This is a genomic window from Flavobacterium sp. FlaQc-49 (assembly GCF_044005985.1).
GTDB lineage: Bacteria > Bacteroidota > Bacteroidia > Flavobacteriales > Flavobacteriaceae > Flavobacterium > Flavobacterium cupriresistens.
Genome location: NZ_JBIPCS010000004.1, coordinates 1 through 24,497, shown reverse-complemented (window position 1 = coordinate 24,497; position 24,497 = coordinate 1). Strand labels below are relative to the sequence as shown.

The 24,497-nt window shown below is 33.8% G+C and carries 25 protein-coding genes; 7 read left to right on the top strand and 18 right to left on the bottom strand.

The window, feature by feature from the left end; genetic code table 11:
- Positions 1-247: 247 nt before the first annotated feature.
- The 6 genes from ACHRV3_RS09600 to ACHRV3_RS09575 form a co-directional block, all read right to left on the bottom strand.
- The gene (locus ACHRV3_RS09600; RefSeq protein ID WP_395434472.1) at positions 248-2,428 is read right to left on the bottom strand and encodes a peptidase domain-containing ABC transporter; all 2,181 of its coding nucleotides are present in this window, start codon (positions 2,426-2,428) and stop codon (positions 248-250) included.
- Entirely contained in the window at positions 2,401-3,465 is a 1,065-nt protein-coding gene (locus ACHRV3_RS09595; protein ID WP_395434471.1) for a hypothetical protein, read from the bottom strand. The genes ACHRV3_RS09600 and ACHRV3_RS09595 overlap by 28 nt, the downstream gene beginning before the upstream one ends.
- Positions 3,466-3,470: 5 nt before the next feature.
- Positions 3,471-4,679, bottom strand: a complete 1,209-nt coding sequence (locus tag ACHRV3_RS09590) for a radical SAM protein (RefSeq protein ID WP_053004199.1) — start codon at positions 4,677-4,679, stop codon at positions 3,471-3,473.
- Positions 4,680-4,741: 62 nt separating this feature from the next.
- The gene (locus ACHRV3_RS09585) at positions 4,742-4,900 is read right to left on the bottom strand and encodes a hypothetical protein (protein ID WP_395434469.1); all 159 of its coding nucleotides are present in this window, start codon (positions 4,898-4,900) and stop codon (positions 4,742-4,744) included.
- A gap of 20 nt (positions 4,901-4,920) precedes the next feature.
- Positions 4,921-5,100: a hypothetical protein gene (locus ACHRV3_RS09580; protein WP_395434468.1), complete on the bottom strand. Its 180-nt coding sequence runs from the start codon at positions 5,098-5,100 to the stop codon at positions 4,921-4,923.
- A 132-nt stretch (positions 5,101-5,232) separates the two neighbouring features.
- The gene (locus ACHRV3_RS09575; protein ID WP_395434467.1) at positions 5,233-7,566 is read right to left on the bottom strand and encodes a TonB-dependent receptor domain-containing protein; all 2,334 of its coding nucleotides are present in this window, start codon (positions 7,564-7,566) and stop codon (positions 5,233-5,235) included.
- Positions 7,567-8,413: 847 nt separating this feature from the next.
- Here ACHRV3_RS09575 and ACHRV3_RS09570 point away from each other — a divergent pair.
- The 5 genes from ACHRV3_RS09570 (at position 8,414) to ACHRV3_RS09550 (ending at position 12,486) form a co-directional block, all read left to right on the top strand.
- On the top strand, positions 8,414-9,136 hold the full coding sequence (locus ACHRV3_RS09570; protein ID WP_395434466.1) for a helix-turn-helix transcriptional regulator: 723 nt from the start codon (positions 8,414-8,416) through the stop codon (positions 9,134-9,136).
- Positions 9,137-9,435: 299 nt separating this feature from the next.
- On the top strand, positions 9,436-9,957 hold the full coding sequence (locus tag ACHRV3_RS09565; protein WP_230003468.1) for a class I SAM-dependent methyltransferase: 522 nt from the start codon (positions 9,436-9,438) through the stop codon (positions 9,955-9,957).
- Positions 9,958-10,052: 95 nt separating this feature from the next.
- Positions 10,053-10,901 (top strand): glycosyltransferase, encoded by an 849-nt coding sequence (locus tag ACHRV3_RS09560; protein ID WP_395434465.1) that lies wholly within the window; start codon positions 10,053-10,055, stop codon positions 10,899-10,901.
- Positions 10,902-10,978: 77 nt separating this feature from the next.
- Positions 10,979-11,725: an ABC transporter permease gene (locus tag ACHRV3_RS09555; protein WP_047774390.1), complete on the top strand. Its 747-nt coding sequence runs from the start codon at positions 10,979-10,981 to the stop codon at positions 11,723-11,725.
- Positions 11,725-12,486: an ABC transporter ATP-binding protein gene (locus ACHRV3_RS09550; protein WP_230003472.1), complete on the top strand. Its 762-nt coding sequence runs from the start codon at positions 11,725-11,727 to the stop codon at positions 12,484-12,486. Before ACHRV3_RS09555 ends, ACHRV3_RS09550 begins: the two co-directional genes overlap by 1 nt.
- Positions 12,487-12,693: 207 nt before the next feature.
- On the opposite strand, the gene ACHRV3_RS09545 is transcribed toward ACHRV3_RS09550, so the two are convergent.
- The 12 genes from ACHRV3_RS09545 to ACHRV3_RS09490 all read right to left on the bottom strand — a co-directional run bounded on the left by ACHRV3_RS09545 (position 12,694) and on the right by ACHRV3_RS09490 (position 21,447).
- A complete protein-coding gene (locus tag ACHRV3_RS09545; protein ID WP_395434464.1) occupies positions 12,694-13,299 on the bottom strand; it encodes a SprT-like domain-containing protein in 606 nt (201 codons plus the stop codon).
- Positions 13,300-13,363: 64 nt separating this feature from the next.
- Positions 13,364-14,041 carry an SDR family NAD(P)-dependent oxidoreductase gene (locus ACHRV3_RS09540; RefSeq protein ID WP_395434463.1) on the bottom strand — a complete coding sequence of 226 codons (678 nt, stop codon included), beginning with the start codon at positions 14,039-14,041 and terminating at the stop codon, positions 13,364-13,366.
- 35 nt (positions 14,042-14,076) lie between these two features.
- A complete protein-coding gene (locus tag ACHRV3_RS09535; RefSeq protein ID WP_395434462.1) occupies positions 14,077-15,045 on the bottom strand; it encodes a M20/M25/M40 family metallo-hydrolase in 969 nt (322 codons plus the stop codon).
- Positions 15,046-15,068: 23 nt separating this feature from the next.
- Positions 15,069-15,728 (bottom strand): hypothetical protein, encoded by a 660-nt coding sequence (locus tag ACHRV3_RS09530; protein ID WP_395434461.1) that lies wholly within the window; start codon positions 15,726-15,728, stop codon positions 15,069-15,071.
- A gap of 2 nt (positions 15,729-15,730) precedes the next feature.
- Entirely contained in the window at positions 15,731-16,765 is a 1,035-nt protein-coding gene (locus ACHRV3_RS09525) for a D-alanine--D-alanine ligase (RefSeq protein WP_395434460.1), read from the bottom strand.
- Positions 16,766-16,776: 11 nt separating this feature from the next.
- A complete protein-coding gene (locus tag ACHRV3_RS09520; protein WP_395434459.1) occupies positions 16,777-17,487 on the bottom strand; it encodes an NRDE family protein in 711 nt (236 codons plus the stop codon).
- Positions 17,475-17,963, bottom strand: coding sequence for a hypothetical protein (locus ACHRV3_RS09515; RefSeq protein ID WP_047774404.1), 489 nt, complete (start codon positions 17,961-17,963; stop codon positions 17,475-17,477). Before ACHRV3_RS09515 ends, ACHRV3_RS09520 begins: the two co-directional genes overlap by 13 nt.
- A 2-nt stretch (positions 17,964-17,965) precedes the next feature.
- On the bottom strand, positions 17,966-18,352 hold the full coding sequence (locus tag ACHRV3_RS09510) for a DoxX family protein (protein WP_395434458.1): 387 nt from the start codon (positions 18,350-18,352) through the stop codon (positions 17,966-17,968).
- Positions 18,353-18,359: 7 nt separating this feature from the next.
- On the bottom strand, positions 18,360-18,818 hold the full coding sequence (locus ACHRV3_RS09505; protein WP_395434457.1) for a YHS domain-containing (seleno)protein: 459 nt from the start codon (positions 18,816-18,818) through the stop codon (positions 18,360-18,362).
- Between the two features lie 6 nt (positions 18,819-18,824).
- Positions 18,825-19,421, bottom strand: a complete 597-nt coding sequence (locus tag ACHRV3_RS09500) for a peroxiredoxin-like family protein (protein WP_230003491.1) — start codon at positions 19,419-19,421, stop codon at positions 18,825-18,827.
- A 94-nt stretch (positions 19,422-19,515) separates the two neighbouring features.
- On the bottom strand, positions 19,516-20,193 hold the full coding sequence (locus ACHRV3_RS09495) for a Crp/Fnr family transcriptional regulator (protein ID WP_047774409.1): 678 nt from the start codon (positions 20,191-20,193) through the stop codon (positions 19,516-19,518).
- 111 nt (positions 20,194-20,304) lie between these two features.
- Positions 20,305-21,447 (bottom strand): acyl-CoA dehydrogenase, encoded by a 1,143-nt coding sequence (locus ACHRV3_RS09490; RefSeq protein ID WP_047774411.1) that lies wholly within the window; start codon positions 21,445-21,447, stop codon positions 20,305-20,307.
- 492 nt (positions 21,448-21,939) lie between these two features.
- On the opposite strand from ACHRV3_RS09490, the gene ACHRV3_RS09485 reads away from it, so the two are divergent.
- A complete protein-coding gene (locus ACHRV3_RS09485; protein WP_047774413.1) occupies positions 21,940-22,515 on the top strand; it encodes a chalcone isomerase family protein in 576 nt (191 codons plus the stop codon).
- Positions 22,516-22,661: 146 nt separating this feature from the next.
- Positions 22,662-23,888 carry a Glu/Leu/Phe/Val dehydrogenase dimerization domain-containing protein gene (locus ACHRV3_RS09480; protein WP_395434455.1) on the top strand — a complete coding sequence of 409 codons (1,227 nt, stop codon included), beginning with the start codon at positions 22,662-22,664 and terminating at the stop codon, positions 23,886-23,888.
- The last annotated feature ends 609 nt before the right edge of the window (positions 23,889-24,497 follow it).

The following is a 24,497-nucleotide window of genomic DNA, read 5'->3' as shown; positions in this document are numbered from 1 at the left end:
AAAATTATCAGAAGCCCGTTTCACTTTTCTTAGTTTAACGGGCTCTTTTATATCGAATACTGAGATATAGCTAACCCGGATTAATCACACTCCTGATTCGCTCTTTTAACTAACTGTTTTGCAAATCAATAAAACAAAACTTTAATCGCGAAGAGTAAAGAAATTATACTTAAGACACAAATAACGATCCCCACAAAAGTTAGTTTATTGGGTATTTTACCGAAAATATCATTTTCCTCTTTTTTCATCACTCTCCTAATTCTAATTGGTTTTGTATCAATTCAAAGTATTTCCCTCTATTTTTAATCAATTCATTATGAGTCCCGATTTCAATCATTTTTCCGTTGTCTAATACGACTATTTGATCTGCATTTTTTACAGTAGATAACCTGTGTGCGACTACAATCATTGTTTTATTTTTAAAAAAAGAGTCTATATTTTCAACAATTATTCTTTCGTTTTTTGCATCTAATGAATTCGTTGCTTCGTCAAAAAACAAATAATCCGGATTTTTATAAATCGCTCTGGCAATTAATATACGCTGGCGTTGCCCATGACTAATACCAACCCCCTCTGTCCCGATAAGCGTATTTAATTTAAGAGGTAGTTTGTCTATAAAGTCTTCTATATTTGAAAGTTTAACCGCATTTACTAGTTTTTCGTGATTTGGATTTTCTTCTAAAGAAATATTATACGAAATAGTGTCCGAAAAGATAAAACTATCCTGCAGGATTACGCCACATTTATTTCGCCATAATTTGTTATCAACTTCTTCGAGTGCTGTTTCATGCAAAAACAAATCACCTTGTTGTGGTTTATAAAATTTAAGAAGTAATTTTAACAGGGTAGTCTTTCCACTGCCACTTACACCAACAATGGCGGTCGTTTTTCCTTTTGGAATTTTTAAGGTAATATCTCTCAGAATGTAATTCGAATTATCATAAGAAAAACTCACGTTTTTTATATTGATATCCTCTATTCCATCAAGCTTTACAATGCCGCTTTTATTCTCCTCATCCGGTTTGTTGTGAATCTCATTGAGTCTTTCAAAACTTACTTTCACTAATTGATACTGCATCACAAAATTTATCAATTGGCTTATAGGCGTATTCAACCCTCCTATTACATACATAACGGCCAACATACTTCCAATAGTCAGAGTTCCGTCCATAACTGCGATTGCAGACACAAACACAACTAATATCGTCTGAAGAAAACTAATAAACCTATAACTCTCGTATTGCTGATTGATCTTAAGTTTATCAATATTATTTAAATAAATATTCGTTTGTATCTTCTGCCACTCGTTTCGTTTTTTTTCCTCCAGATTATTCAATTTAATTTCGTGCATTGAATTAATAAGCTCATAAATCTTATTCTGGTCTTTAGAATCCAATGAAAATCTTTTTTTATCCAGAATTTTAATTTTCTTAAAAAAACTAAATATCCATAACAACTCAACTGTTGTGCAGGCGCAAATAATTATAAAAAGGTTTAAATTGAAATAAAGCAATACAAAAGAATAAATGACAATCGTAAAAATGGAGAAGACCGTCTGTATAAGATCTTTCGACAGAAAAGCTTCAATCCGCTTATGATCGTTAATTCGTTGTACCAGATCACCAATGTTTTTACTGTTAAAAAACTTTAGTGGCAACTTCATTAATTTGACAAGGAAGTCAGAAATGATAGACAAACTTATTCTACTGCTTATATGAATAAAAAGCCAAGATCTGTAAAACTCCAAACCCACTCTACTAATGAATAAGACTATTTGAGCAATCAGAATTAAATAAATGAGATCTATTTTTTTTTGCCCTACTCCCTTATCAATAATTTTTTGAGAAAAAAACGGAAAAACAAGTTCAATGCAGGAAGATATAAATAAAGTTATAGCAATTAAAAACAACTCTTTTTTATGCTTTTTTAAATATTGAGTGACGTATTGTAAATTGCCTCTTGTATTCTTTTTTTTCTTTTTTAATTGGTCATCATTTTCTTGAGCCTCCAACAACAAGACAACACCTTCATCCTGATTTTGCGACCAGCCTTTTAAAAATTCGTCTTTGGAATAAGTGGTTTTACCAAATGCCGGGTCAGCCACTTTAACTTTGTCAGAAGCAATGTCTGATACTACTATAAAATGATTCTGATTCCAAAACGCTATAAAAGGAACGGGAGCCTTATCCACCAAAGAGACATAATCCGTTTTGGCAACCAGAGTACCAAAACCAAGAGACGAAGCAAAAAGCTCTAATTTACTTAATGAAACTCCATTGTATTGGACTTCATCGTTAAAATTTTCATTCGTATAAGCCTTACCATAGTACTCACTAATCATTCGCATACAGGCGAGTCCACAATCTGTACTTGATAATTGAAAATAAAAGGGGATTTTTTTTAAGCGAAACCATTTTTTATTAAGCATAATTCTGCAAATGTTTTTTCATTTAAAATTCCTTTATACGGATTAAGATCTAACAACAAGAAACCTTTGCTGATTAATTTTAATCGATCATTTCTATAGGTTTCAGATATCTGAACTCCATATTTATCCCAAAAATGATACAAACCATACCAAACGTAAATAGCCTGCACTAAATTTCGGATTGTTATTGAATTATTGGACCATGGCGAAATTACTGTCCTTCCTATTTCACTCGAGATTTCCCGACTTGGCTGCCAAACATTGAGCTCATCGATCATGTATAATAACCCATGAATTGCTTCATGAACCAGTGCATCTACAATTACGCTGTCTTCAACGGTATGACCATTACAGACCACTATTCGTCCTACATACTCCCCATCTGATCCCGACGTAAAGAGATTCTCTTTTTCCGGTATTTTCCTTAACAATAGGGCATATACATGCTTTTGAATTAAACATTTTACTATTGGATCAAAACCATTATAGATCTGCGTTAGATTGTCTGTCAGACTTTCTGCCTCTTCATAATCATAGGTCGTCGATAACCACTCTTTTGGCATATGTTCCTCATTCATCCTGTTGTACACGCTAAAACAATCAATCGGGATTTTGGTGTCTGCTAAATAAGGAGTAGAGAACGTTTCGAAATTATCATTTCCTGTGTGGCTGATAAAGAATGATCCGTCTAACGTCCAAGAGCTATCAGAGTACTCCGCGTAGTCGAATTTCTTCTTTAACTTTGCGCCTTCCATTTCTATGGCATAAGAAAAAAACACTTTTAGCTGGTTCTGATCAAAATTACTTTGCCACAACAGTTTACTTATTACCTCAGGAGTTCTTAACAAATTCTTTTTTTCTTCTGCATTTAACTCCTTATAATTTTCTTCTAAATCATTCTCTTTAATGAATTTAAGAAAACCCTTTTCTAAAAAATGATTAAACTTATTTTCTACCGTTGTAAAAATACCACAGCTTTCGTCAGAAAATAATAACGCATGGCGTGCAAGCGATATGTCTATAAATTGCTCTTCCATCTTAATTAGCTTATACTTGTTACATTATTATATTCCAATTTTGTAATCATCGTATCTTGTATTACATCCTCAGGCAGATTTGATATAATACTGTTTTGAATGTGAACGATTAGTTTCATAAGGCTGTCGCAGTAAATACTAGGATTATCGAAACCTTTATCATGAGAGAAACGATGCGGTAAATAACCTCCTCCGCATATTTCTTTAACTTTACATTTTTTACATACCGGAGATAAAATCTTATGACTTAACTGGTATATCTTTGCCAAGGGTGTCTGTAAAGCCTCATCAAAGCTGGTAAGACTTACATTCGCATCTCCTTTTGTAAAACCGTCTCCACATATTTTTAAGACATCTAAAGATTCTATATCACCGTTTGTCTCAATAACAAGAACATCTGTATTTTTATTCCCCATACTATCCGCTGACACATCATAACCTAAAATACTCAGCATAATTCTTTCAAAGTAACCAATCTTCAAATCATTTGTAGTATCGTTAAACCATAAATCAAAGATTTTTATCATCCAGTCAGCATGTAAAGTACTGTTGTTTTCTAAGTCGATAGCAAGCTTCTCCGGTATATTTTCATAATTGCCATCCGGTAATAAAATATCGACAGACGATACATTTAAAGAAATATACATATCATATAGCATTTCTGGTTCAATGTCTATATTAATAACCGAAAGTACCCCAACAGGCCTTTCTAAGTGTACATTGGCCAATTCAATTCCCTTAACAATATCTTTATAAGACCCTTTGCCGGAATGATAAATACGAAACATATCATTATATATTTCCGGGCCATCTATACTTATTCCGATAGAAATGTTCAGTCTGTTAAACAAATCACACCATTCTTTTGTGAGAAGAACACCGTTTGTCTGCATAGAAAATCTCAATTTAATATCTGTATCCTTAAGGATTTGCTCCGATACGGTAATTAAATTTTCATAAAAACTTTGAGGAGCTAACAATGGTTCTCCTCCATGAATTATAAATGTAAATTTTTTTATGCCATGTTGTAAACAATGCTCTTTTATCCTGTAAATAAGATCCTTAACAACATTGGGGCTCATCACTTTTGGCTGAGTCAGGTAGGTTTTATCCCCTTGATTGTAAACATAGCAATAGGTACAATTCAAATTACATCTGCTTGCAACTTTAACTACTGCAAAACGACATTTTAGATTTTCAGTGGTATTTGCCATAATTTTTTTATTTGGGAAGGAGGGAGTTAAACGAACTCCCTCCAAAAAATTAAATTGAGTCTCTATTCACTTGATCTTTCCCAAGTTGATCTGGAAAATCCAACAGCAGGTCCTACTGCTCCTGATAAATCAACTATATCTTTCAATCTGTTATTCTTAAATAACGATAAAGATTTAGTAAGCACTTCTTTGTCCTTTTTTGAAAATTTTGTCTTTTTCATGATTAGAAGTATTTAAGTTTTTAACTAAGAACCGGCTCTTGTGGTTCTCTAACTCTTTCCCAAGTTGATCTTGAAAATCCTACACCAGGTGCTACCGCTCCTGATAAATCAACGATGTCTTTTAATCTGTTATTTTGAAATAACGATAAAGATTTAGTAAGCACTTCTTGGTCTTTTTTTGAAAATTTTGTCTTTTTCATGGTTAAAATTATTAAAGTTTTAATTAATCAAAGTTTTAACACATTAGATTCGATTTGGTGTATCCTTGCAAGTATATTTTTATATTTTTCTGCATTACCAATTACAAAATGTTTATTGTTTAAATTCAAAAATTAATTTGTTCTCTTTTTTTCTTCGTCATTACTAAATTTTTTCTTTTGTGCTTTAATCGACTTCCCAAAATTCCATACCAGCGAAAATCTTATTCTTTGTGAATCCCGATAATCAAAATTCTTTTGTGCTATACCATTTACCGTTTGTTCAAATATTCGTTTTTGCGTTCTGAATACATCCATGAAATTAACTGCAGTTTGCAGCTTCTTTTTAAAAAATAAAAAACTAAAACCCGTATCAAAATAATAAAACCCTGAAGCCTTATAACTCCCAACAACAGCAGGAGATTTGCAAACAAAATTTAATTCAGATTTAATCGTTTTCGATTTATTTAAAACAAAAACATTGGTGGAATTAAAAGAGCACGTCCAATTTTCGATATTAGAAACAATGTCCGGAATCTCAGAAGTCGTTTTGGAATAATAAACATTCAGCTGATTGTTGCTCTCCCACCATTTCCATTTAGTAAACGTATAACTCTCCACCAGTCCAATACTCTTTTCTGAATAAAAATTAACCGGACGAACAACTTGCGTAACAGAACCCGGCGAAACATAAGCAAATTCGTCAAAACCGTTTTTCAGATAATACGCATAAACAGAAGTATACAGATTTTTATAGGTATGCGATAGTTCTATATTATCAGTAAAATAAGGCTGTAAAAAAGGATTACCTTCCGTATAATTAAAAGAAGAAGTATAAAATCTAAATGGATTTAACTTCGAGTACCCTGGCCGGTCGATCCTGCGATTGTAGTTAAATCCAAACGTATTCTCTTCAGCCAATTTATACGTTACATATAAGGTTGGGAAAAGCTTTAGATAATCGTTAGTATTGGCTTGGCTTAACGTTTCAGAAAATCCTTTTGTTTGTGTATTTTCTAATCTGAAACCCAGCTGCAGCTCCCATTTCTTAGTTAAGGTTTTATTTCCTGAAATATAAATCGCTTGTGTATTTTCCTTATAGTCGAAAAGATTACTTTTTGACAAATCTAAAATGGGATGTAAATCGGTTGTATTAAAATAAGAAACTTTACTATCACTATTGATAAAAGAAAGTTTTCCGCCAAAAGAAAGATTCACCCATTTCAAGGGTAACTCATAATCTATTTTACCAGAATAGATGTCAATATTTTGATTACTTAAATTATTTGCGGCAATATACCTTCCGGCAATTTCTGTTCCATCAGATAAAAAAGTATTAGTATTAAAACTATTGTTTAAATCCGAAGTGTATTTAAAATAATCTATATCAGCAGAAAGTTGCGTCCCGCTACTGTCGATTTTTGTTATGGTATGAAAATTTACTGAATGCATTTTCCGCTCCACTTCTAAACGGGAAGGAGTAATGATTAAAGAATCTAAAACAAAGTTATTATTGGTAATCGAAGAGTTATTTACTCCTTTGCGAATAGGCTTGCTTAATACTCCCGAATATTGTACTCCCATAACGGTCTTTGAGCTAATTTGGTAATCTACTGTAAATCCTCCACTCAAACTGTTTTGAAGGCTTCTTACTTTGTTGGTTTCAAACCAGGTATAATTGGGGTAAAATATTGTATATTCCTGATATGGGGCGGTGCTGCCATTGCTGTAATTAACATTCGAAGTAATTGTTACTTTATCCTTTTGATAATTTAATCCTCCTCCAAAATTTCCTAAAGGATACTTGGCTTGCGAATAGGACGTTTTTAAATTACCGCTCACGCTATTTCCTTTTGCCTTTTTTAGTTTGATATTTACAATTCCACTATTGCCCTCTGCATCGTATTTCGCAGGTGGATTAGAAATAACTTCTATACTTTTGATGTTATCCGAAGGAATTGATTTTAAAAACACAATCAAATCTTCTCCCGAGAGTTTTATGAACCTATCATCGATCATTACAGACATTCCGCTTTTGCCAATCATAGCAATTTGATCCTCTTCTACTCTTAGCCCGGGAGTTATTTTCAAAGCGTCAATCGCATCACCTCCACTGGCAGAGACAGAATTCTCTACATTAAAAACCAACCTGTCTACTTTTCGCACTATAAGTTTTTTCTTTGAAGTAACGGTAACTTCCTGAAGTCGTTGCTGATTTTCAACTATTCTAATTACACCTATATTTAAATCGTGATCAAGGTTAAGTTTCTGTTTGTGTACCATTTTACCAAATTCTTTTATAAGCATTAGATATTCTCCTTTAGCTATCGTAACTGTAAAATCCCCATCAATCCCCGTTAACTCACTTTTTACTAGTACAGAGTCCTTATCTTGAAATTGGATTTCTAATAATTCGACCGGTTTGTTATTCTGATTTTTAATTTTTCCACTTATCTTTATCTGCGCCATTATTTTGAATGGCAGGAAAACAATTAAAAAGAGTATTAAAAAACATCTTTTATTCATTCCTTTTATTATACTTTTAATAAATAATTTGAAATCGTAACACTACACAAAGAACAAATATTGTATTTCACATTTTTTTAAAACAATGTTAAATAAAATCATAAGTATTAACTTAATTTTATATAAATATCTATAGCTTTTAACTTACTTAGAAACAAATTAACACAATATAATCTTACAGAATTATGTTAAAAAGTTAATTAAATGTTAATATTTTAGGTAATTACACACAAATCCCCCTCACCCCTTATAAAACCTTGCAAATTCATTTTTGTACTAAAACAATTACAGCCTATTTTTCTCAAAATTTGAGGTAATTTAAGCTTAAAAATCTCAAAATTTGAATTTTAAGACAATTTAAACAACTCAAAAACAACCACATATATAAAAAATTATCAAATAAACGATTCAAACTTGCTTTAGAAATTTCACAAAAACAGATCAAAAAACACTTCAAATTATTCCGAATTTCGGAGCTAAAAATCCGCTTTAAAAAATCATAAAAGAAACAAAAGCAACGCCGTAATTTTTACTTCAATTACAACACGAATAAACAGCAATGCATTTGTGCAACAACATCAATTTTTTGATCCCTTTTTACTCCATATACTTTTTTCAAAATAGCAAACAAAAAACATTTTAAGACCTATCGTATACCTCTTAACAGGCAATTTTTCGCATAACCCTCCAATTCTTTTGTTATATTTGAAAAAAGAACCACAGCTTATTACAGATCTAAATTCATTAAAATGCTGTGAGAAGACTTTACAAATAGTAACCATTAGAAAAAATGGACAACAATAACGATACTAAACGACTTTCCAGACTAACTGCAATTCTCTTACAATTGCAAACGAAACGACTTATAGCAGCATCAGAATTGGCTTCCAGATTTTCAGTAAGTACCAGAACCATTTATCGTGACATAAAAGCATTAGAACAGGCCGGTGTTCCCATAGTGACAGAAGAAGGAAAAGGATATACTTTAATGGAAGGTTACAGAATTCCGCCCGTAATGTTTACCGAAAGCGAGGCCAACGCTTTAATCACAGCCGAACAATTGATTCTGAAAAACAAAGACGCTTCCTTTGTCAAAGAATACTCCGGAGCTATCAATAAGATAAAAGCGGTTTTACGAAACGACACCAAAGACAAAGCTAATTTACTTTCCAACCGGGTGCTGTTCAGGCAAAATATTGGCAACGACCGCACGAGCAATTATCTATCGACCCTTCAATTGACATTGACCAATTTTAACCTGGTCAACATAAGCTATTTTTCGCCCGACAATAACCAAACCACCCAAAGAATCATTGAACCTTTTGCAATTTACTCCACTCAGGAAAATTGGTTGCTCATTGCATTTTGCAGATTAAGAAAGGAATTCAGATCCTTTCGTCTAGACCGAATCGAAAGTTTGTTTGTGACGGATCAAACATTTGAACCCCACAAAATCACCTTTGAAGAATACATTCAATCGTGCAGAAAAAGCATTCCCACACCCTTGACATAAGGTTGTCACGACTACATTCTAAATTTACATTGTTATTAATTGTAACCCCTTGGACTCAATTGATTTTAACACATAGAAACATAATTAAAACCGATTTTACCATTCACGGAAAAAAATAGTATGACGGTGATGCTGCCGAGGTAGAAACTTTTATATCGGTAAAAGAATAAAAACAGCAAATCAAAAAACACTCCATGCCCTCCTTTTTAGATGCGGGCATTTCATTTTCGTATCAGCTAAAAACGCAAAAGAAGAAGATATCTTTGTATATTTGCACCTTTGCCGATAAAAAATAAAAAATGTACGAAAAAACGTTTCCAAATAAAAGATTCAAACTTACTTTAGAATTTTTACAAAAACACATTACTACAGCTGAAACAATTTTGGATTTAGGAGTAGAAAATCCTTTTTCTAAAATCATGAAAGAGGCTGGATTTGCAGTCAAAAACACTACCGGAGAAGATTTAGATTTAGACCAAACTGTTTTAAAAAACGAAAAAACGGATGTTGTAACGGCATTCGAAATCTTCGAACATTTATTGAATCCGTTTACTATTTTAAACGAAATAAAATCAGACAAACTGCTAATTTCTATCCCAATGCGTTTGTGGTTTTCCCCGGCATACCGTAGCAAAACCGATATGTGGGACAGACACTACCACGAGTTCGAAGACTGGCAGCTGGACTGGTTACTGGAAAAAGCAGGCTGGAAAATTATCGACAGACAAAAATGGACTAATCCTGTAAAGAAATTTGGTATACGACCACTACTTCGCAGTTTTACCAATAGATATTATATTGTTTATGCTGAAAGAGCATAGATAATAAATTCCAAATTTTTAAAATTCCAAATTCCAATTCTCACTCACTTCAGTTGGAATTTGGAATTTAAATTTTGAAATTTTATAAAAAGTATATGAATTATTACATCGTCATTCCCGCGCATAACGAACAAGAACTTATTGGTCTGACTTTGCAGTCTTTGATTTCGCAAACCGTTTTACCTAAAAAGGTGGTGGTTGTAAATGACAATTCTACCGATAAAACAGAAGAGATTGTTTTAGAATTTTCGAAAGAAAACCCGTTTATTTCTGTTGTGAATAAAACTTCAGATGCCATACATATGCCCGGAAGTAAAGTAATTCAAGCTTTTCAAAAGGGTTTTGAGACTTTAGATTCCGATTACGATATTATTGTAAAAATAGATGGTGATTTGATTTTTCCTCCTAATTATTTTGAAACTGTTATAACGCACTTTCAATCGGATGCAAGAATCGGAATGGCAGGAGGATTTTGTTACATCGAAAAAAATGGCGATTGGGTACTTGAAAACCTAACCGACAAAGATCATATTCGTGGTGCCTTGAAAGCGTATCGAAAAGAAACTTTCCAACAAATCGGTGGATTAAAACCTGCCATGGGCTGGGACACCGTAGACGAATTGTTATGTAAATTCTATAATTGGAAAGTTGTAACAGATACGTCGCTACACGTAAAACACCTTAAACCAACCGGGGCAAATTATAACAAAACAGCGCGCTACAAACAAGGCGAAGCTTTTTTTACCCTTGGATACGGTTTTTGGATCACCGCAATTGCATCGGCTAAACTGTCGATGATGAAGAAAAAACCACTTTTATTTTTTGATTATATTAAAGGGTATTGGAAAGCTAAAACTGCCAAAACACCTTTATTGGTCACTCCCGAACAAGCTAAATTTATTAGAAATTACCGTTTACAGAAAATGAAAGAAAAGCTTTTTTAAGCCAAACCTTAAAAAACTCTAAACTGAAACTCTAAACTGTAAACTAATCCTTAATTTAGCCAATATTTGTAAAAACTATGATGCTCATTCGTTATTTATCCCAAATAGGAAAATATTTTTTAATGCTGAAAGAAATTTTCAACAAACAGACCAAATGGCCTGTAATGAAAAAATTAATCTTCAAAGAAATAGACGATCTAATTATTGACTCTCTCGGAATTGTATGTTTTATCTCTTTCTTTATTGGAGGAGTTGTTGCCATTCAGACCGCATTAAATTTAACTAATCCGTTAATTCCAAAATATTTAATTGGTTTTGCTACACGTCAATCCGTAATTCTGGAGTTTGCTCCTACTTTCATTTCTGTTATTATGGCAGGAAAAATGGGATCTTACATCACTTCCAGTATTGGCACAATGCGTGTTACAGAACAAATCGATGCGTTGGAAGTTATGGGGGTTAATTCCTTAAACTATCTTGTTTTCCCTAAAATAGTAGCCTTATTAATGTATCCTTTCGTAATCGGAATTAGTATGTTTTTGGGTGTTTTTGGCGGATGGCTTGCTTGTGCTTATGGAGGATTTTCGACCAGTCAGGATTTTATTCAAGGTGCTCAAATGGAATTTATTCCTTTTCATATTACTTATGCTTTTATCAAAACTTTGATTTTTGCCATGTTACTAGCTACAATCCCTTCTTTTCATGGTTACTATATGAAAGGTGGCGCACTTGAAGTTGGTAAAGCTAGTACGGTATCGTTTGTATGGACATCGGTTTGTATTATTCTTTTTAATTACATATTAACTCAATTATTATTAGGATAATGATAGAAGTAAAAAACATAGAAAAATCATTTGGTGACAGTAAAGTTTTAAAAGGGGTTTCGACCGTTTTTGAAACCGGAAAAACCAACTTAATCATTGGACAAAGTGGATCCGGAAAAACGGTTTTATTAAAAACATTATTAGGAATTCATACTCCGGACTCCGGAACTATCGAATTTGACGGACGTGTTTATTCGGCATTAGATCCGGATGAAAAAAGAGAATTAAGAACTGAAATTGGAATGGTTTTTCAAGGAAGTGCTTTATTCGATTCGATGACCGTTGCAGAAAATGTGGCATTCCCTTTAAGAATGTTCACCAATGACAATAAAATAAAAATTAAAGAACGTGTTGACTTTGTTCTGGAAAGAGTAAACTTGGTTGATGCGCATCAAAAACTTCCTTCTGAAATTTCGGGTGGAATGCAGAAGCGTGTGGCCATCGCCCGTGCGATTGTAAACAATCCTAAATACTTGTTTTGTGACGAACCAAACTCCGGTTTGGACCCGAACACCTCAACTTTGATTGACAACCTGATTAAAGAAATTACCGAAGAATACAATATCACAACCGTAATCAATACGCATGATATGAACTCGGTAATGGAAATTGGAGAGAACATCGTTTTCCTCAAAAAAGGACTAAAAGCATGGCAGGGAACAAAAGAAGAAATCTTCAGAACAGACAATAAAGACATCGTAAAATTTGTTTACTCGTCTAATCTGTTCAAAAAAGTAAGAGAAGCTTATTTAAAAGGGTAAACTCTTTTAAATTCCAAAAAACATAAATCCCAAATTCCAATCTTAAAAACTGGAATTTGGGATTTATGTTTTTTGGAATTTAATACTTCTAGTATTTTTTTTACCACAATCTTTTATTAAAGGTTAAATCATATTAACAAAATAACAATACAAAAATCCCAAATTCCAATCTTAAAAGTTGGAATTTGGGATTTAAATTATTGGGATTTAATTGCCACCCGGCAATAACTCTACCTCAGCGTTTGGATTAAACAGATACGTTTTTCCGGAACTTAATTCGATGCATTCAAAACGTTTGGTTCGTACGGCAAGTTTTTTAAATACCTTTCCGTTTTTAATTCTGAAAACACTTCCGTATGGGATCTCAAAAACATAGTTTTTATCATCTTTGGCATCGTATTGCTTCAAAGCCAGTGACAAAGTAGTATCGGTATCACTACTGGCACTAGGGTTCTTAAAATGCCTTGCTAAGAGCGGTAACAAATGCCCCGGAAATATCTCGGGACGAATGAAGGGCACCATTAAACGTTGAAAAGAATATTTCCACTCATTTCCATGAGGTTTTATATTTCGTCCAAACTTTTCAAAGGCGACCAAATGCGCAATTTCATGAACCAGCGTAATCAAAAAACGATACTTATTCAGACTTGCATTTACCGTGATTTCATGTTTACCACTCAGTCCTCGTCTGTAATCTCCATGACGCGTTTGACGCTCATTTACGATTTTCAGATGAACCTGATTGGCAACAATCAATTCAAAAACAGGCTTTACAGCATGTTCCGGTATATATCTGGCTAAAGTTTCGTTCAAGGCTATAATAAGTTATAAATTCCAGCTACACTAAAATTTGGAATTTGAATTTTGTTTATTAAATCTAAGGATTCGTTGAAGAAACTTCTAAAACTTTTCCGTTAAAGTATTTATTTCCATTTAGGGCAAAATCATAAATATAAGTGGCCATTCCTTCTGCCGAAATTGGTGCCTGATATCCTGGGAAAGCTTCTTGTAACATTTCGGTCTGAACAGAGCCTAGTGCTAATACGTTAAATGAAATCCCCTGTTCTTTATATTCTTCCGCCAATAACTCTGTCAACGTAATTACCGCACCTTTACTGGAACTATAAGCAGCCAGACCTGCGAATTTCAAACTACCACGAACACCACCAATCGAACTAATGGTTACGACGTGGCTTCCCTTCCCAAGAAAAGGCAAACAAATTCGGGTAAGATTTGCTACTGCAAAAACATTCACCTTATAGATACTTTCAAAATCTGCTTGTGTGGTTTCTGCGAAAGGCTTAAGCAATAAAGCACCTGCGTTATGTACCAAAGCATCCACTTTCTTCCAGGTTGATGAAAGAAAATCTTCCACTTTATATAATTCTGACTCGTTTGATAAATCGACTGATAAACACGTTACATTTTCATGCTCCAGAAGTGCCTTGGGTACTTTTCTGGAAATAGCCAATACCTTGTTACCGGCATTTGCAAACTGCAAAGCCAATTCATAACCGATACCTCTACTCGTTCCTGTTATAATAATATTTTTCATGAAGCAAAAATAAGCAAAACCCTTAAAAAGAAGGGTTATTTAGTCATGGTAATTTCTTGTGTTTTAGAATCGGTAATTTTAGTTACGGCAGGAAGAAATTCTTGTATGAAGGCAGTCATGTGTGGAATATCCATCGCTTTGAATTCATCTGAAGGGTGGTGATAGAACTCAAAATTCTCAAAATCGAAAGTACTTATGGACTGACAAGGCTTCTTGAAAACGTCATAAAACGAATAGTTATCAGATCTGTAAAACAACTCATATTCTGCTTCTTTTGGAAGGAAACCAATTGTTTTTTTGCCTGTATACTCATTTATTTTTTGAGCCATATTCGATTTATCAAAACCGGTGATGTAAGCCAAATAATCTCTTTTCATTGGCACACCGATCATCTCGATATTTAACTGGGCATACAAATTGAAGTTTTGCACTTTTAGTTTCTGCACCAAACTTTTAGACCCTAACAATCCTTTTTCTTCTCCGGCAAAAAACACGATAAGAATACTGCGTTTATTAGATTTCGTTTTACTGAAATATTTTGCCATTTCGGCCACAGCAGTTACTCCCGAAGCATCATCGTTTGCTCCATTATTTATATTGTCTCCTTGTTTGCTTTTATCGATACCGATGTGATCATAATGAGCACTCAAAACCACAAACTCTTTTTTAAGTTCAGGATCAGTACCTTCCAGAACTCCAACAATATTAAAAGCCGGTGAATCAAAATTCGTCAATGTATCCCGATAGGTTTTGAAATAAGGCTTTACATTGTTTTTCTTTAAAAAGTCTTCCAGAAAAACAGCTGCTTTGTTAATTCCTTCTGTTCCGGTATCACGACCTTCTAATTCGTCAGAAGAAAGATATTTCAAGAAATCCGAAACATCGGTCTGATTGACCTTATAGGCAGTCTCTGTTGATTTTGAAGCTGTATTGGCTACAGTTGTATTAGTAGATTTACAAGAAAGCAAAACAAATGGAAGAAGAAGAAAATACAGTTTTTTCATGAATAGAATTTTAGCTTTAGAAGCTAGAATTCCAAAGCGGTTGATTTAAAATATTTTTTGTACACTTTAAATACCTGAATACCTCCCAGAACAATAAAAAACAACGGAATAAAAACAGGCATTACATACTTTGAAAATGGATTTCCTTTTTGAAAAACAGTCTGCAAAATTAAAATCAAACTTAACATTCCTAAAAACACACCTACCAAAGTTCCTGCAATATAATAATATTTTAACTTCTTTTCCGTAGTGATAAATTTTGCATTCACTAAATACAAATTCCAACTAGTCCAGAAGGGTAACTGCAAAAAATTAAAGCAATTTAAAATAACTCCAATTACAAATGGGGAGTACATTAAGTATTGATTCAGATTATCATTGACTCCTGTAGTTTGATTTGAATTGGCGTAAAACAAATAAGCCAGTACAAACATAAAACCAACTGCAAAAAAATCAATAATTTTCATCAATTTTCTGTTTTCTACCAATCGTTTTGCGAAAAGCAGTGTAAAATAAATCACAAAAGTTTCTACAAAAACGACACCGAACAAAAACAAAATTAGATTATCAAGCCCTGATTTGGAATAGATTTCCAAACCAGCCAAATTGAGGTAGCCCAATGGAATTGACCCGATAAAACTTACCAGAAATCCGACAGCCATATTTTGCGCCCTCTTTAACATCCTTAAAAATTTAGAATTTTACTGTTTTGAACCTGATGCAAACGGTATTGTTCCATACCGTCTTTATGGGGCAAATAGTCAAAACCTCTTTTATGATTAGCAGCACTTATCTCATACATATAGGTAATGTGACGTGCGAGTTCTTTCCAGGCAAACCAAATAGAATGTTTCGGGTCATAAATATGGGTTGGCTCACTTGCCGCACCATTTAATTCGACAATCTGAAAATTCTCACCTCGTTCCAGCTCTTCAAAAGTGTTGTACATAATATCAAATCTTCCAAAATAAAACTCCGGAATCTCCGCACAGATTTTATTCATGGTCTCCGTTAATTGGGGTGTAATCCAATGACTTCCATCTAAAAATTTGGCTCCGCGGGCATGATTCCCAAATGGAACTAAATTTAAGGATTCACCATTTGCCAAAGTATGTTGCAACAAATCACCATATTCTTCCTGCAAAGCTTCCAATTGCAATTCAAACCTTGGCGTTTGGCGAATTAAATCTTCGATGGTTGAAACTCCATCTCCAATTACAATTAAAAATTCTTTAGAAACAATTCCGGTAATTTTACCTTCTTTTTCGTCCGGATGACGAACATAAAAGATTCCTACTTCATTTTCAAACAAAATCAAATCTTGCAGTAAAAAGTCGAAATTGGCTTTTTCTACATACTTTTTCAACTCCGAAACAGTGTATATTTTTTTTACCCCCGAACCACGTAAACCAATATCCGGCTTCGCTATAAAGGGAAAGTAAATTCCTTTTTCGACAACCTCAGCAACAATTTTCTCCAAATCGGTATTCTCTTTTACCAGCATCGTTTTAGGATAATACCTATTGGGAATCAAATCGTAAATCTGTTTTTTACTGTCCATAATAAATCCTCCATTTCTAATATTTGGATTTGATGCACTAAAGAAAAAAACAGATCGTGCCTTGATTGCATAGAAGCCCCAAAGAAAATAAATGGGGATGTATAACACCTGAAATGGCCAATACTCCCAATTTGTGATTTTATGATAGAATAATTTCATATTAGACATCTTTAAATACTAATAAATGTGTTAGAAAATTGCTTATCGTCGACTAAGTCATGATACGCTATAACGCCTTTGTTCTGCTCTATAAGAACTTGAGTAATACTTAATGTTTTTAAAGTATTCTCTCTATTTATCACCAAACCATTTTCAGAATCATCGTCTTCTGTATTCCGGTGAAATTCGAGCATATCTGCGGTTGAAATTTCTTCTCTTCCTCTTAAAAAATCAAAAAACCAACCCGATCGTTTCTGCCGGATCGAATCAGAATACAAGGTTACGGACGACCAAATGTGATTTTGATTTTCATCTAATTGGGTTCTTCTTTTGGTCACCCCATCCCAGATCAATTCGTATAGTTTTTTTTCCTGATACAACACCAAGGTAAAGGGCTCTATATCCTCCAGATTGATCTCTTGCCAAAAATCCTTGGGAGAATCACTGCAAATAACATCCAATGCAATTAACCCTCGGCTCTTTCGATATAAAAACTGCTTTTTATGCTTGGTGATTCCTCCGTTTAAAAGCACTAAAACAGTTCCCTTGGCATCTACTACAAACCAAGTTCCACCGGCTTTTGGGTCTTTCGGGTACATCACATTTTTGCCGTTACAGGTATAAGTTCTGGGTGGAATTGCACTTGGCCGAATCACTTGCTCATCCCGATTAGATGTTATAATAACCGTTCCGTTATGAGATACAAAACTTACTGTACACATTGATTTCTATAAGCTATGGTAGAACGCGCTACACCAAAATTTTCATCCAGTAAAATATCCTCAATTGGTAAAACGGCCACTTTAATCAAAGCCTGATGGTGAATACAATGTTCTAAATTGTAGAGCAATTCTCTGTAATAATTACTTTGAATTCGGAACACCAATCCATCAATCATTTGTTCTAAGTAGAGTATTTTGTTCTCTTTTCTTAAACCGGATTTAACATCCAAAATAGACTGTTTTGCAAATTCTATTTCGGTTTGGATTCTTTTATTTCGTTCTCGATTATCATAATTCAAAATCCCGGAATCGTAGCTGTTTTCAAGACATTGAAACATTTCGAGTATATGACGGGTATGCTCACCTATACTCGAGTTGCTTAGCGCCTCGCAAGGTTTGGAGTAGGATTGATCTGATAATTGAGTCAACAAATTTGTCAACTCTTCTAAACTGTGGTTGATTGATTTTAGTAGCATAATTATTTCGTTTTTAAAAGGTTAATAATTATATTTCTATTTTGATAAAGCAATATCAGGCAACATACTAATGTAATCAGAGCAAGAGAAAAAAGAAAACCTCCATCTCCTTTTACTTCAATTCCTAAAACAAATAAATGCGAAAAAACAGCACCTGTCATAACGCCAAATCCGCCTAAAGCTCCAAGCCACGTTGTTTTAGGAATTAAAATTAAGATTGCAACGATCAGTTCGGCAATTCCGGATCCGATTCTTCCGTAAGGTTCAATTCCCAAAGTCGAAAAAATATACACACTTTCGGGCGCAGCAGTAAACTTAAAATATAAGGTTTGCAATAAAATAGCCGAAGCAATTATTCGTAAAATCCAGGCAATTTGTTCCGTTTTCATGAGCTTTCTATTTATATACTTTTTTCCAGTTAACTTCAGCCTTAGCTTTCAAATTGACCTCGTCTTTGTTCCAACTTTTTAGTGTATTGTTAAAATAAGCATTGTAAAACAAATACAATTTTCCGTTTGAGATTTTAAAAGTTTCAGGATTTATATCCACTTTATCTCCATCACTTCCCATTGCATAAGCACACCAACCACCAAACTGAGGCTCATAAACAGCAGGGTTTTTTATAAAAAGATCTTTATTCGCTGCCGAGATAAATTTATACACAACTCCCATATATGAAGTTACGAAATCATTGTTACCCTTTAACGCTTTTTTTTGCACAAAGTAAGCTACAGGATCATAGCCTTGAATCGCTACTTTTTTTTCTAAATTATACTGAGAAACTCGTTTTGCTTCTTCTTGTGAAAAAGAGGAAATCGAAGTAAAAACTAATAGTAATACAATTAACTTTTTCATCTTATTTTATTTTAGGTTTTTTAAAACTGAAAGTAATAATTCCGATGATATCCTGTTTTTGTAGTCCGGAGAGATGTATTCGAATAAAATAACACCTTCAGTATCTACAACAAAAACAGATGGAACAGGCAAAAAGTCCTTGTTCACCCCATTAGAATGTACGTTAATAACTGATTTATAGTTTTGCGGAGCTTTGTAAGAAATTCCAAATGCACTACTTAATTCTCCTTTTGAGTCGGACAGCAAAGTATATTTTACTTTATCTTTTCCTTCGGTAATTTTCAGATTTTCGGCAGAATCAGGACTTACTGCAATAACCTGATATCCTTCGGCTAAAACTTGATCTTCTATCTGAGCCAGATTAGCTAAATGCAGATTACAGTAAGGGCACCAGCCTCCACGGTAAAAAACCAAAACGGTTTTCTTTTTTCCAACTAAATCAGAAAGACGAACGTCTTTGTTTTCTGCTGATTTTAAAGTTTGGTTTGGAATTTTCTCTCCAATCAATAAGGGCGAAATATCGGTTGCTGTGTTTGCAACTGTATTTTGTGCATTAGCGATAGTACTAAACGTTACGAATAGAATAAAAAGTGTTTTCTTCATTAGTTCCATAGTTTTTCATCTTTTATGATGATGTAAAACTACTTAAGAATGAAAAAGCAAAATGTCAGCTAATTTACACTTGAGGTAAAATAATCTATAATTGTGTAATATCCTGTATAATAATCTCTTTTCGGGTATAACTTAAAAGATGATTGGTTTCCATCTCATTGAGTAATTGCGTGGCAGTTTGTCTTGAAGTACAGATAATCTGAGCAATATCACTTTGGGTCAGATAATTTTCGATCGCGACCGATTTACCGTCAACAACACCTTCTTTTTCTGCCCAGTCTTTTAAAAACTGATACAGTCTTGTTTTGGCATCTTTCGAAATTAAATTGGCATAACTGTTTTTGATGCGTTTCATTTTTAAACCAACAAACTTAGTATAGGAAAGTGCCAAGTTTGGATTCCTCAATAATAAATCTTCGAAATCCGAAAGCAGGAAACTGCAAATGGCAACATCATCAGAAAGTACTTTTGCATATTCGTTGTCTTTATCATCTGTTTCTAAAGTCAACTCACCAAACAAATCTCCTTTCTGGATAATGTCTTTTATCGTTTCGTTTCCTTCTTCATCAACCGCAACAATTTTGATAGTTCCTTTTTTAAGTAAAAAAATACGGGGTACTTCTGATGAAGAGAAATAAATAATTTCTCCCTTGGAAGCTTTTTTAAAACCGGTGATAATACACAATTGTTTGATCTGTCCAAAGCTCAAAGTTCGGAACAATTTATGATCGCGCAAATACCAATATTTTAATTCTTCATACATAATCAACAAATTCTAGTATTGTAAATGTAGTTAAATTTTTTCCTCAAAAACAAAACCCTTTTGAAGCCTGAACTTCAAAAGGGTTTTTTATATGAATTAATTTACGAAAAATTATCCTGCGATAACGGCTCTCGAAATTACTATTTTCTGAATTTCTGAAGTTCCTTCATAGATCTGAGTAATCTTAGCATCACGCATAAAACGTTCTACGTGATATTCTTTCACATAACCGTTTCCACCATGAATCTGAACGGCTTCAACAGCGGTATCCATTGCCACTTGCGAAGCAAAAAGTTTAGCCATAGCACCACTTACATCATAGTTTTTATGTTGATCTTTGTCCCAGGCTGCTTTCATACACAAATGACGAGCCGCTTCAATATTCACCGCCATATCTGCCAATTTAAAAGCAATTGCCTGATGGTTACAGATTTCTGTTCCGAAAGCTTTACGTTCTTTTGAATATTTCAAAGCCAGTTCGTAAGCACCTGAAGCAATACCCAAAGCCTGAGAAGCAATACCGATACGACCACCGGCTAACGTTTTCATAGCAAATTTAAATCCGAAACCATCTTCACCAATTCTGTTCTCTTTAGGAACTTTTACATCACTAAACATTAATGAGTGTGTATCAGAACCACGGATTCCCATTTTTTGTTCTTTTGGACCAATTGAAAACCCCGGCATGTCTTTGGTCATAATCAAAGCGTTGATTCCTTTGTGTTTCAACTCAGTATTTGTCTGAGCAATTACCAAATATACAGAAGCAGTGTTTCCGTTTGTGATCCAGTTTTTTGTACCGTTTACCAGATAATGGTCCCCCATATCAATAGCTGTAGTTTTTTGCGAAGTTGCATCACTACCGGCTTCCGGCTCACTTAAACAAAAAGCACCGTGAATTTCACCTGAGGCTAAACCCGGTAAATATTTTTGTTTTTGCTCTTCAGTACCAAACTCCTGCAATCCCCAGCAAACTAATGAATTGTTTACTGACATTACTACTGAAGCGGATGCATCAACTTTAGAAATCTCTTCCATCGCGATTACATAAGAAATAGCATCTAAACCACTTCCTCCGTATTTCGGATCAACCATCATCCCCATGAAACCCAATTGTCCCATTTTTTTTATTTGCTCTGTCGGAAAAATTTGTTTTTCGTCACGTTCGATAACACCCGGCAACAATTCGTTCTGAGCAAAATCTCTTGCAGCTTGTTGAATCATTAAGTGTTCTTCGGTAAGATTGAAATCCATAGTCTTGTTTTTTTGTTTTTTTCTTATTCTTTTTACTAAACCAAATTCAAATCATCAGTTTAGGCGGTATTGTTTGTGTTTTTATTTAATTGCTTTTTTCTCAAAGAAAGGCTTCCAAAGATAATTTTTAAATACGAATTAACAATGCATGCATATCTTTTTAAGATATTATCGCAATTCACGATAACGATTTCGTAAAAATATTAAATTTTAAACCTCCTTATCCCATTTTTTCAACATTTTCTTCAAAATTTAAGAATTAAAGTATGGATCAAAAAAGGCATTTTCCAAAAATCTTAAATTATTATAATCTCAAAAACACAAACCCAGTAAAAACGCCTATCTCAACGTAAAACAAGTCTTACTATTTTGATTTTGAATCCCCTACAAATACAGTAAAATAAATTTCCTTAAAAAAAATATTCGTCATAAATAGCCAAAAATTATAAATTACGTTATTTTTGCCCTCAAAAATTAAATTATTGATAGCGTATGAAAAAGATTTTACTAGCATTAACATTACTTTTAAGTTTACAATTTTCTACTGTTTCTGCCCAGTCTCAGTTAGATGTTAATGGTGTTACAGTACCGAGAAAAATAGACTTTCAAAATAAATCTTTGCAACTTAATGGTGCAGGCGGGAGATCAAAAATGTGGACGGAAGTTTACGTACAAGCCTTATATTTATCTCAATTGAGTCAGGACCCCAAATTCATTATTGACAGTGATACCGAAATGGCGATCCGAATAGAAATTACTTCTTCATTGGTTTCTTCCAACAAACTTACTAAAGCAATGAATGCCGGTTTTGAAAAATCAGCAGGGAACAATTTCGAAGAATTACGACCAAGAATTGAGGATTTCAAAAAACTTTTAAGCGATGTTATTACAGAAAAAGATGTTTTTATATTGGCTTACAATCCATTTGACCAGACCATAAATGTTTACAAAAATGAAGTCTTGAAAGGAAAAATCCCTGGATTTGATTTCAAAAAAGCATTCTTCGGAATCTGGCTTTCAGACAAACCAGTTGATGAAACCTTAAAGAACAACTTACTTGGGAAATAAAAATTTCTAAGTTTTTATACCATTTTAAAGCCGGAAACTACATCGTTTTCGGCTTTCTTGTTTTGTTTAAATAAAATTGCCTCCAAATACATTATTCGCATTATTCTATTTTATACTTTTACGCAAAATAAACATACGACAACAAAATGAAAGATTTATTACAACAATTTGAAAATAAAGAACCTGAAATTGTTTTTAACTGGAAAGATTCTGAAACAGAGGCAGAAGGTTGGACAGTAATTAATTCACTTCGTGGAGGAGCCGCAGGTGGAGGAACAAGAATGAGAAAGGGCTTAGACATGAATGAAGTTTTATCATTAGCCAAAACCATGGAAGTTAAATTCTCCGTTTCGGGCCCTGCAATTGGTGGTGCTAAATCCGGAATTAACTTTGATCCTAACGATCCTCGCAAAAAAGGAGTTTTACAACGTTGGTACAAAGCCGTTTCGCCTTTATTAAAAAGTTACTACGGTACTGGTGGAGATCTAAATGTTGATGAAATCCATGAAGTAATCCCAATGACAGAAGAATGTGGTGTATGGCATCCGCAGGAAGGTGTTTTCAACGGGCACTTCAAACCAACCGAAGCTGATAAAATTAACAGAATTGGTCAATTACGTCAAGGAGTTATCAAAGTAATTGAGAATCCTAAATTCTCACCTGATGTTACTCGTAAATATACTGTTGCTGACATGATCACCGGTTATGGTGTTGCTGAAGCAGTTCGCCATTTTTACACTACATACGGTGGTGATGTAAAAGGCAAAAAAGCAATCGTTCAAGGATTTGGAAATGTGGGTTCTGCAGCTGCTTTTTACTTAGCAGAAATGGGAGCTAAAGTAATCGGAATTATTGATCGCGATGGAGGATTAATCAAAGAAGAAGGTTTTTCTTTTGAAGAAATCAGAGGTTTGTTCTTAAACAAAGACGGAAACAAACTGGTAGCCGAAAATATGATTCCTTTTGAAGAAATCAACTCTAAGATATGGACAATTGGTGCGGAAATCTTCACTCCTTGTGCTGCTTCGAGATTGGTAACTCAAGCTCAGATTGACGGTTTAATTGCAAATGGATTAGAAGTTATTTCTTGTGGAGCGAATGTACCTTTTGCAGACAAAGAAATTTTCTTCGGTTCAATTATGGAGCAAGTAGACAGCAAAGTAAGTTTGATTCCTGATTTTATTTCAAACTGTGGAATGGCAAGAGTTTTTGCTTACTTCATGGAGAAAAAAGTTCAAATGACAGATGAGGCGATCTTCAATGATACTTCAGATATTATAAAAAATGCGATTGTAAAAGCGCATGCTTTAAGTCAATCTAAAACAAATATCAGTGCAACTGCTTTTGAAATTGCATTGAAACAGTTAGTATAATTTTTCTATACTTCATTCTAAACGAATCAAACGAGATTTTCTAATCTGTTTGATTCGTTTTTTTTTATGTTTTTTTGGTTCACGCAGATTTGGCAGATTAAGCGGATTCTTTTTATCCTTTTCAATCCGAAATCAAATAAAATCTGCTCAATCTGCCAAATCTGCGTGCTAAAACATTATGCTAGAACTTCCTTTCTTATTATTTAATTCTAAACAAATCAAACTTTTCCGGATCCGGTTGGCTCGCATTTTTTGGCTCACGCAGATTGAGCAGATTAAGCGGATTATTTTTATCCTTTCAATCCGAAATCAAATAAAATCTGCTCCATCTGCCAAATCTGCGTGCTAAAACATTATACGAAAATCGCCTGTTATACCTTTTAATCCAAAACGAATCAAACGTCTTTAAATCTGTTTGGTTCGCTTTTTTATGTTCTTTTGGCTCACGCAGAATCGGCAGATGGAGCGTACAATTTTTATCTTTTTCAATCCGAAATCAAATAAAATCTGCTCAATCTGCCAAATCTGCGTGCTAAAACATTATGCTAGAACTTCCTTTCTTATTATTTAATTCTAAACAAATCAAACTTTTCCGGATCCGGTTGGCTC

Excerpts from the sequence above, each read along its gene's own strand:
- ACHRV3_RS09505 (WP_395434457.1), bottom strand. The coding sequence starts at position 18,818 with ATGAAAAAGTTAATTGTATTACTATTAGTTTTTACTTCGATTTCCTCT.
- ACHRV3_RS09485 (WP_047774413.1), top strand. The coding sequence starts at position 21,940 with ATGAAAAAGATTTTACTAGCATTAACATTACTTTTAAGTTTACAATTT.
- ACHRV3_RS09520 (WP_395434459.1), bottom strand. The coding sequence starts at position 17,487 with ATGTGTACAGTAAGTTTTGTATCTCATAACGGAACGGTTATTATAACA.
- ACHRV3_RS09515 (WP_047774404.1), bottom strand. The coding sequence starts at position 17,963 with ATGCTACTAAAATCAATCAACCACAGTTTAGAAGAGTTGACAAATTTG.
- ACHRV3_RS09575 (WP_395434467.1), bottom strand. The coding sequence starts at position 7,566 with ATGGCGCAGATAAAGATAAGTGGAAAAATTAAAAATCAGAATAACAAA.
- ACHRV3_RS09535 (WP_395434462.1), bottom strand. The coding sequence starts at position 15,045 with ATGAAAAAACTGTATTTTCTTCTTCTTCCATTTGTTTTGCTTTCTTGT.
- ACHRV3_RS09585 (WP_395434469.1), bottom strand. The coding sequence starts at position 4,900 with ATGAAAAAGACAAAATTTTCAAAAAAGGACAAAGAAGTGCTTACTAAA.
- ACHRV3_RS09600 (WP_395434472.1), bottom strand. The coding sequence starts at position 2,428 with ATGCTTAATAAAAAATGGTTTCGCTTAAAAAAAATCCCCTTTTATTTT.
- ACHRV3_RS09555 (WP_047774390.1), top strand. The coding sequence starts at position 10,979 with ATGATGCTCATTCGTTATTTATCCCAAATAGGAAAATATTTTTTAATG.
- ACHRV3_RS09530 (WP_395434461.1), bottom strand. The coding sequence starts at position 15,728 with ATGTTAAAGAGGGCGCAAAATATGGCTGTCGGATTTCTGGTAAGTTTT.
- ACHRV3_RS09510 (WP_395434458.1), bottom strand. The coding sequence starts at position 18,352 with ATGAAAACGGAACAAATTGCCTGGATTTTACGAATAATTGCTTCGGCT.
- ACHRV3_RS09580 (WP_395434468.1), bottom strand. The coding sequence starts at position 5,100 with ATGAAAAAGACAAAATTTTCAAAAAAAGACCAAGAAGTGCTTACTAAA.
- ACHRV3_RS09480 (WP_395434455.1), top strand. The coding sequence starts at position 22,662 with ATGAAAGATTTATTACAACAATTTGAAAATAAAGAACCTGAAATTGTT.
- ACHRV3_RS09560 (WP_395434465.1), top strand. The coding sequence starts at position 10,053 with ATGAATTATTACATCGTCATTCCCGCGCATAACGAACAAGAACTTATT.
- ACHRV3_RS09495 (WP_047774409.1), bottom strand. The coding sequence starts at position 20,193 with ATGTATGAAGAATTAAAATATTGGTATTTGCGCGATCATAAATTGTTC.
- ACHRV3_RS09590 (WP_053004199.1), bottom strand. The coding sequence starts at position 4,679 with ATGGCAAATACCACTGAAAATCTAAAATGTCGTTTTGCAGTAGTTAAA.
- ACHRV3_RS09500 (WP_230003491.1), bottom strand. The coding sequence starts at position 19,421 with ATGAAGAAAACACTTTTTATTCTATTCGTAACGTTTAGTACTATCGCT.
- ACHRV3_RS09490 (WP_047774411.1), bottom strand. The coding sequence starts at position 21,447 with ATGGATTTCAATCTTACCGAAGAACACTTAATGATTCAACAAGCTGCA.
- ACHRV3_RS09525 (WP_395434460.1), bottom strand. The coding sequence starts at position 16,765 with ATGAAATTATTCTATCATAAAATCACAAATTGGGAGTATTGGCCATTT.
- ACHRV3_RS09595 (WP_395434471.1), bottom strand. The coding sequence starts at position 3,465 with ATGGAAGAGCAATTTATAGACATATCGCTTGCACGCCATGCGTTATTA.
- ACHRV3_RS09540 (WP_395434463.1), bottom strand. The coding sequence starts at position 14,041 with ATGAAAAATATTATTATAACAGGAACGAGTAGAGGTATCGGTTATGAA.
- ACHRV3_RS09570 (WP_395434466.1), top strand. The coding sequence starts at position 8,414 with ATGGACAACAATAACGATACTAAACGACTTTCCAGACTAACTGCAATT.
- ACHRV3_RS09565 (WP_230003468.1), top strand. The coding sequence starts at position 9,436 with ATGTACGAAAAAACGTTTCCAAATAAAAGATTCAAACTTACTTTAGAA.
- ACHRV3_RS09550 (WP_230003472.1), top strand. The coding sequence starts at position 11,725 with ATGATAGAAGTAAAAAACATAGAAAAATCATTTGGTGACAGTAAAGTT.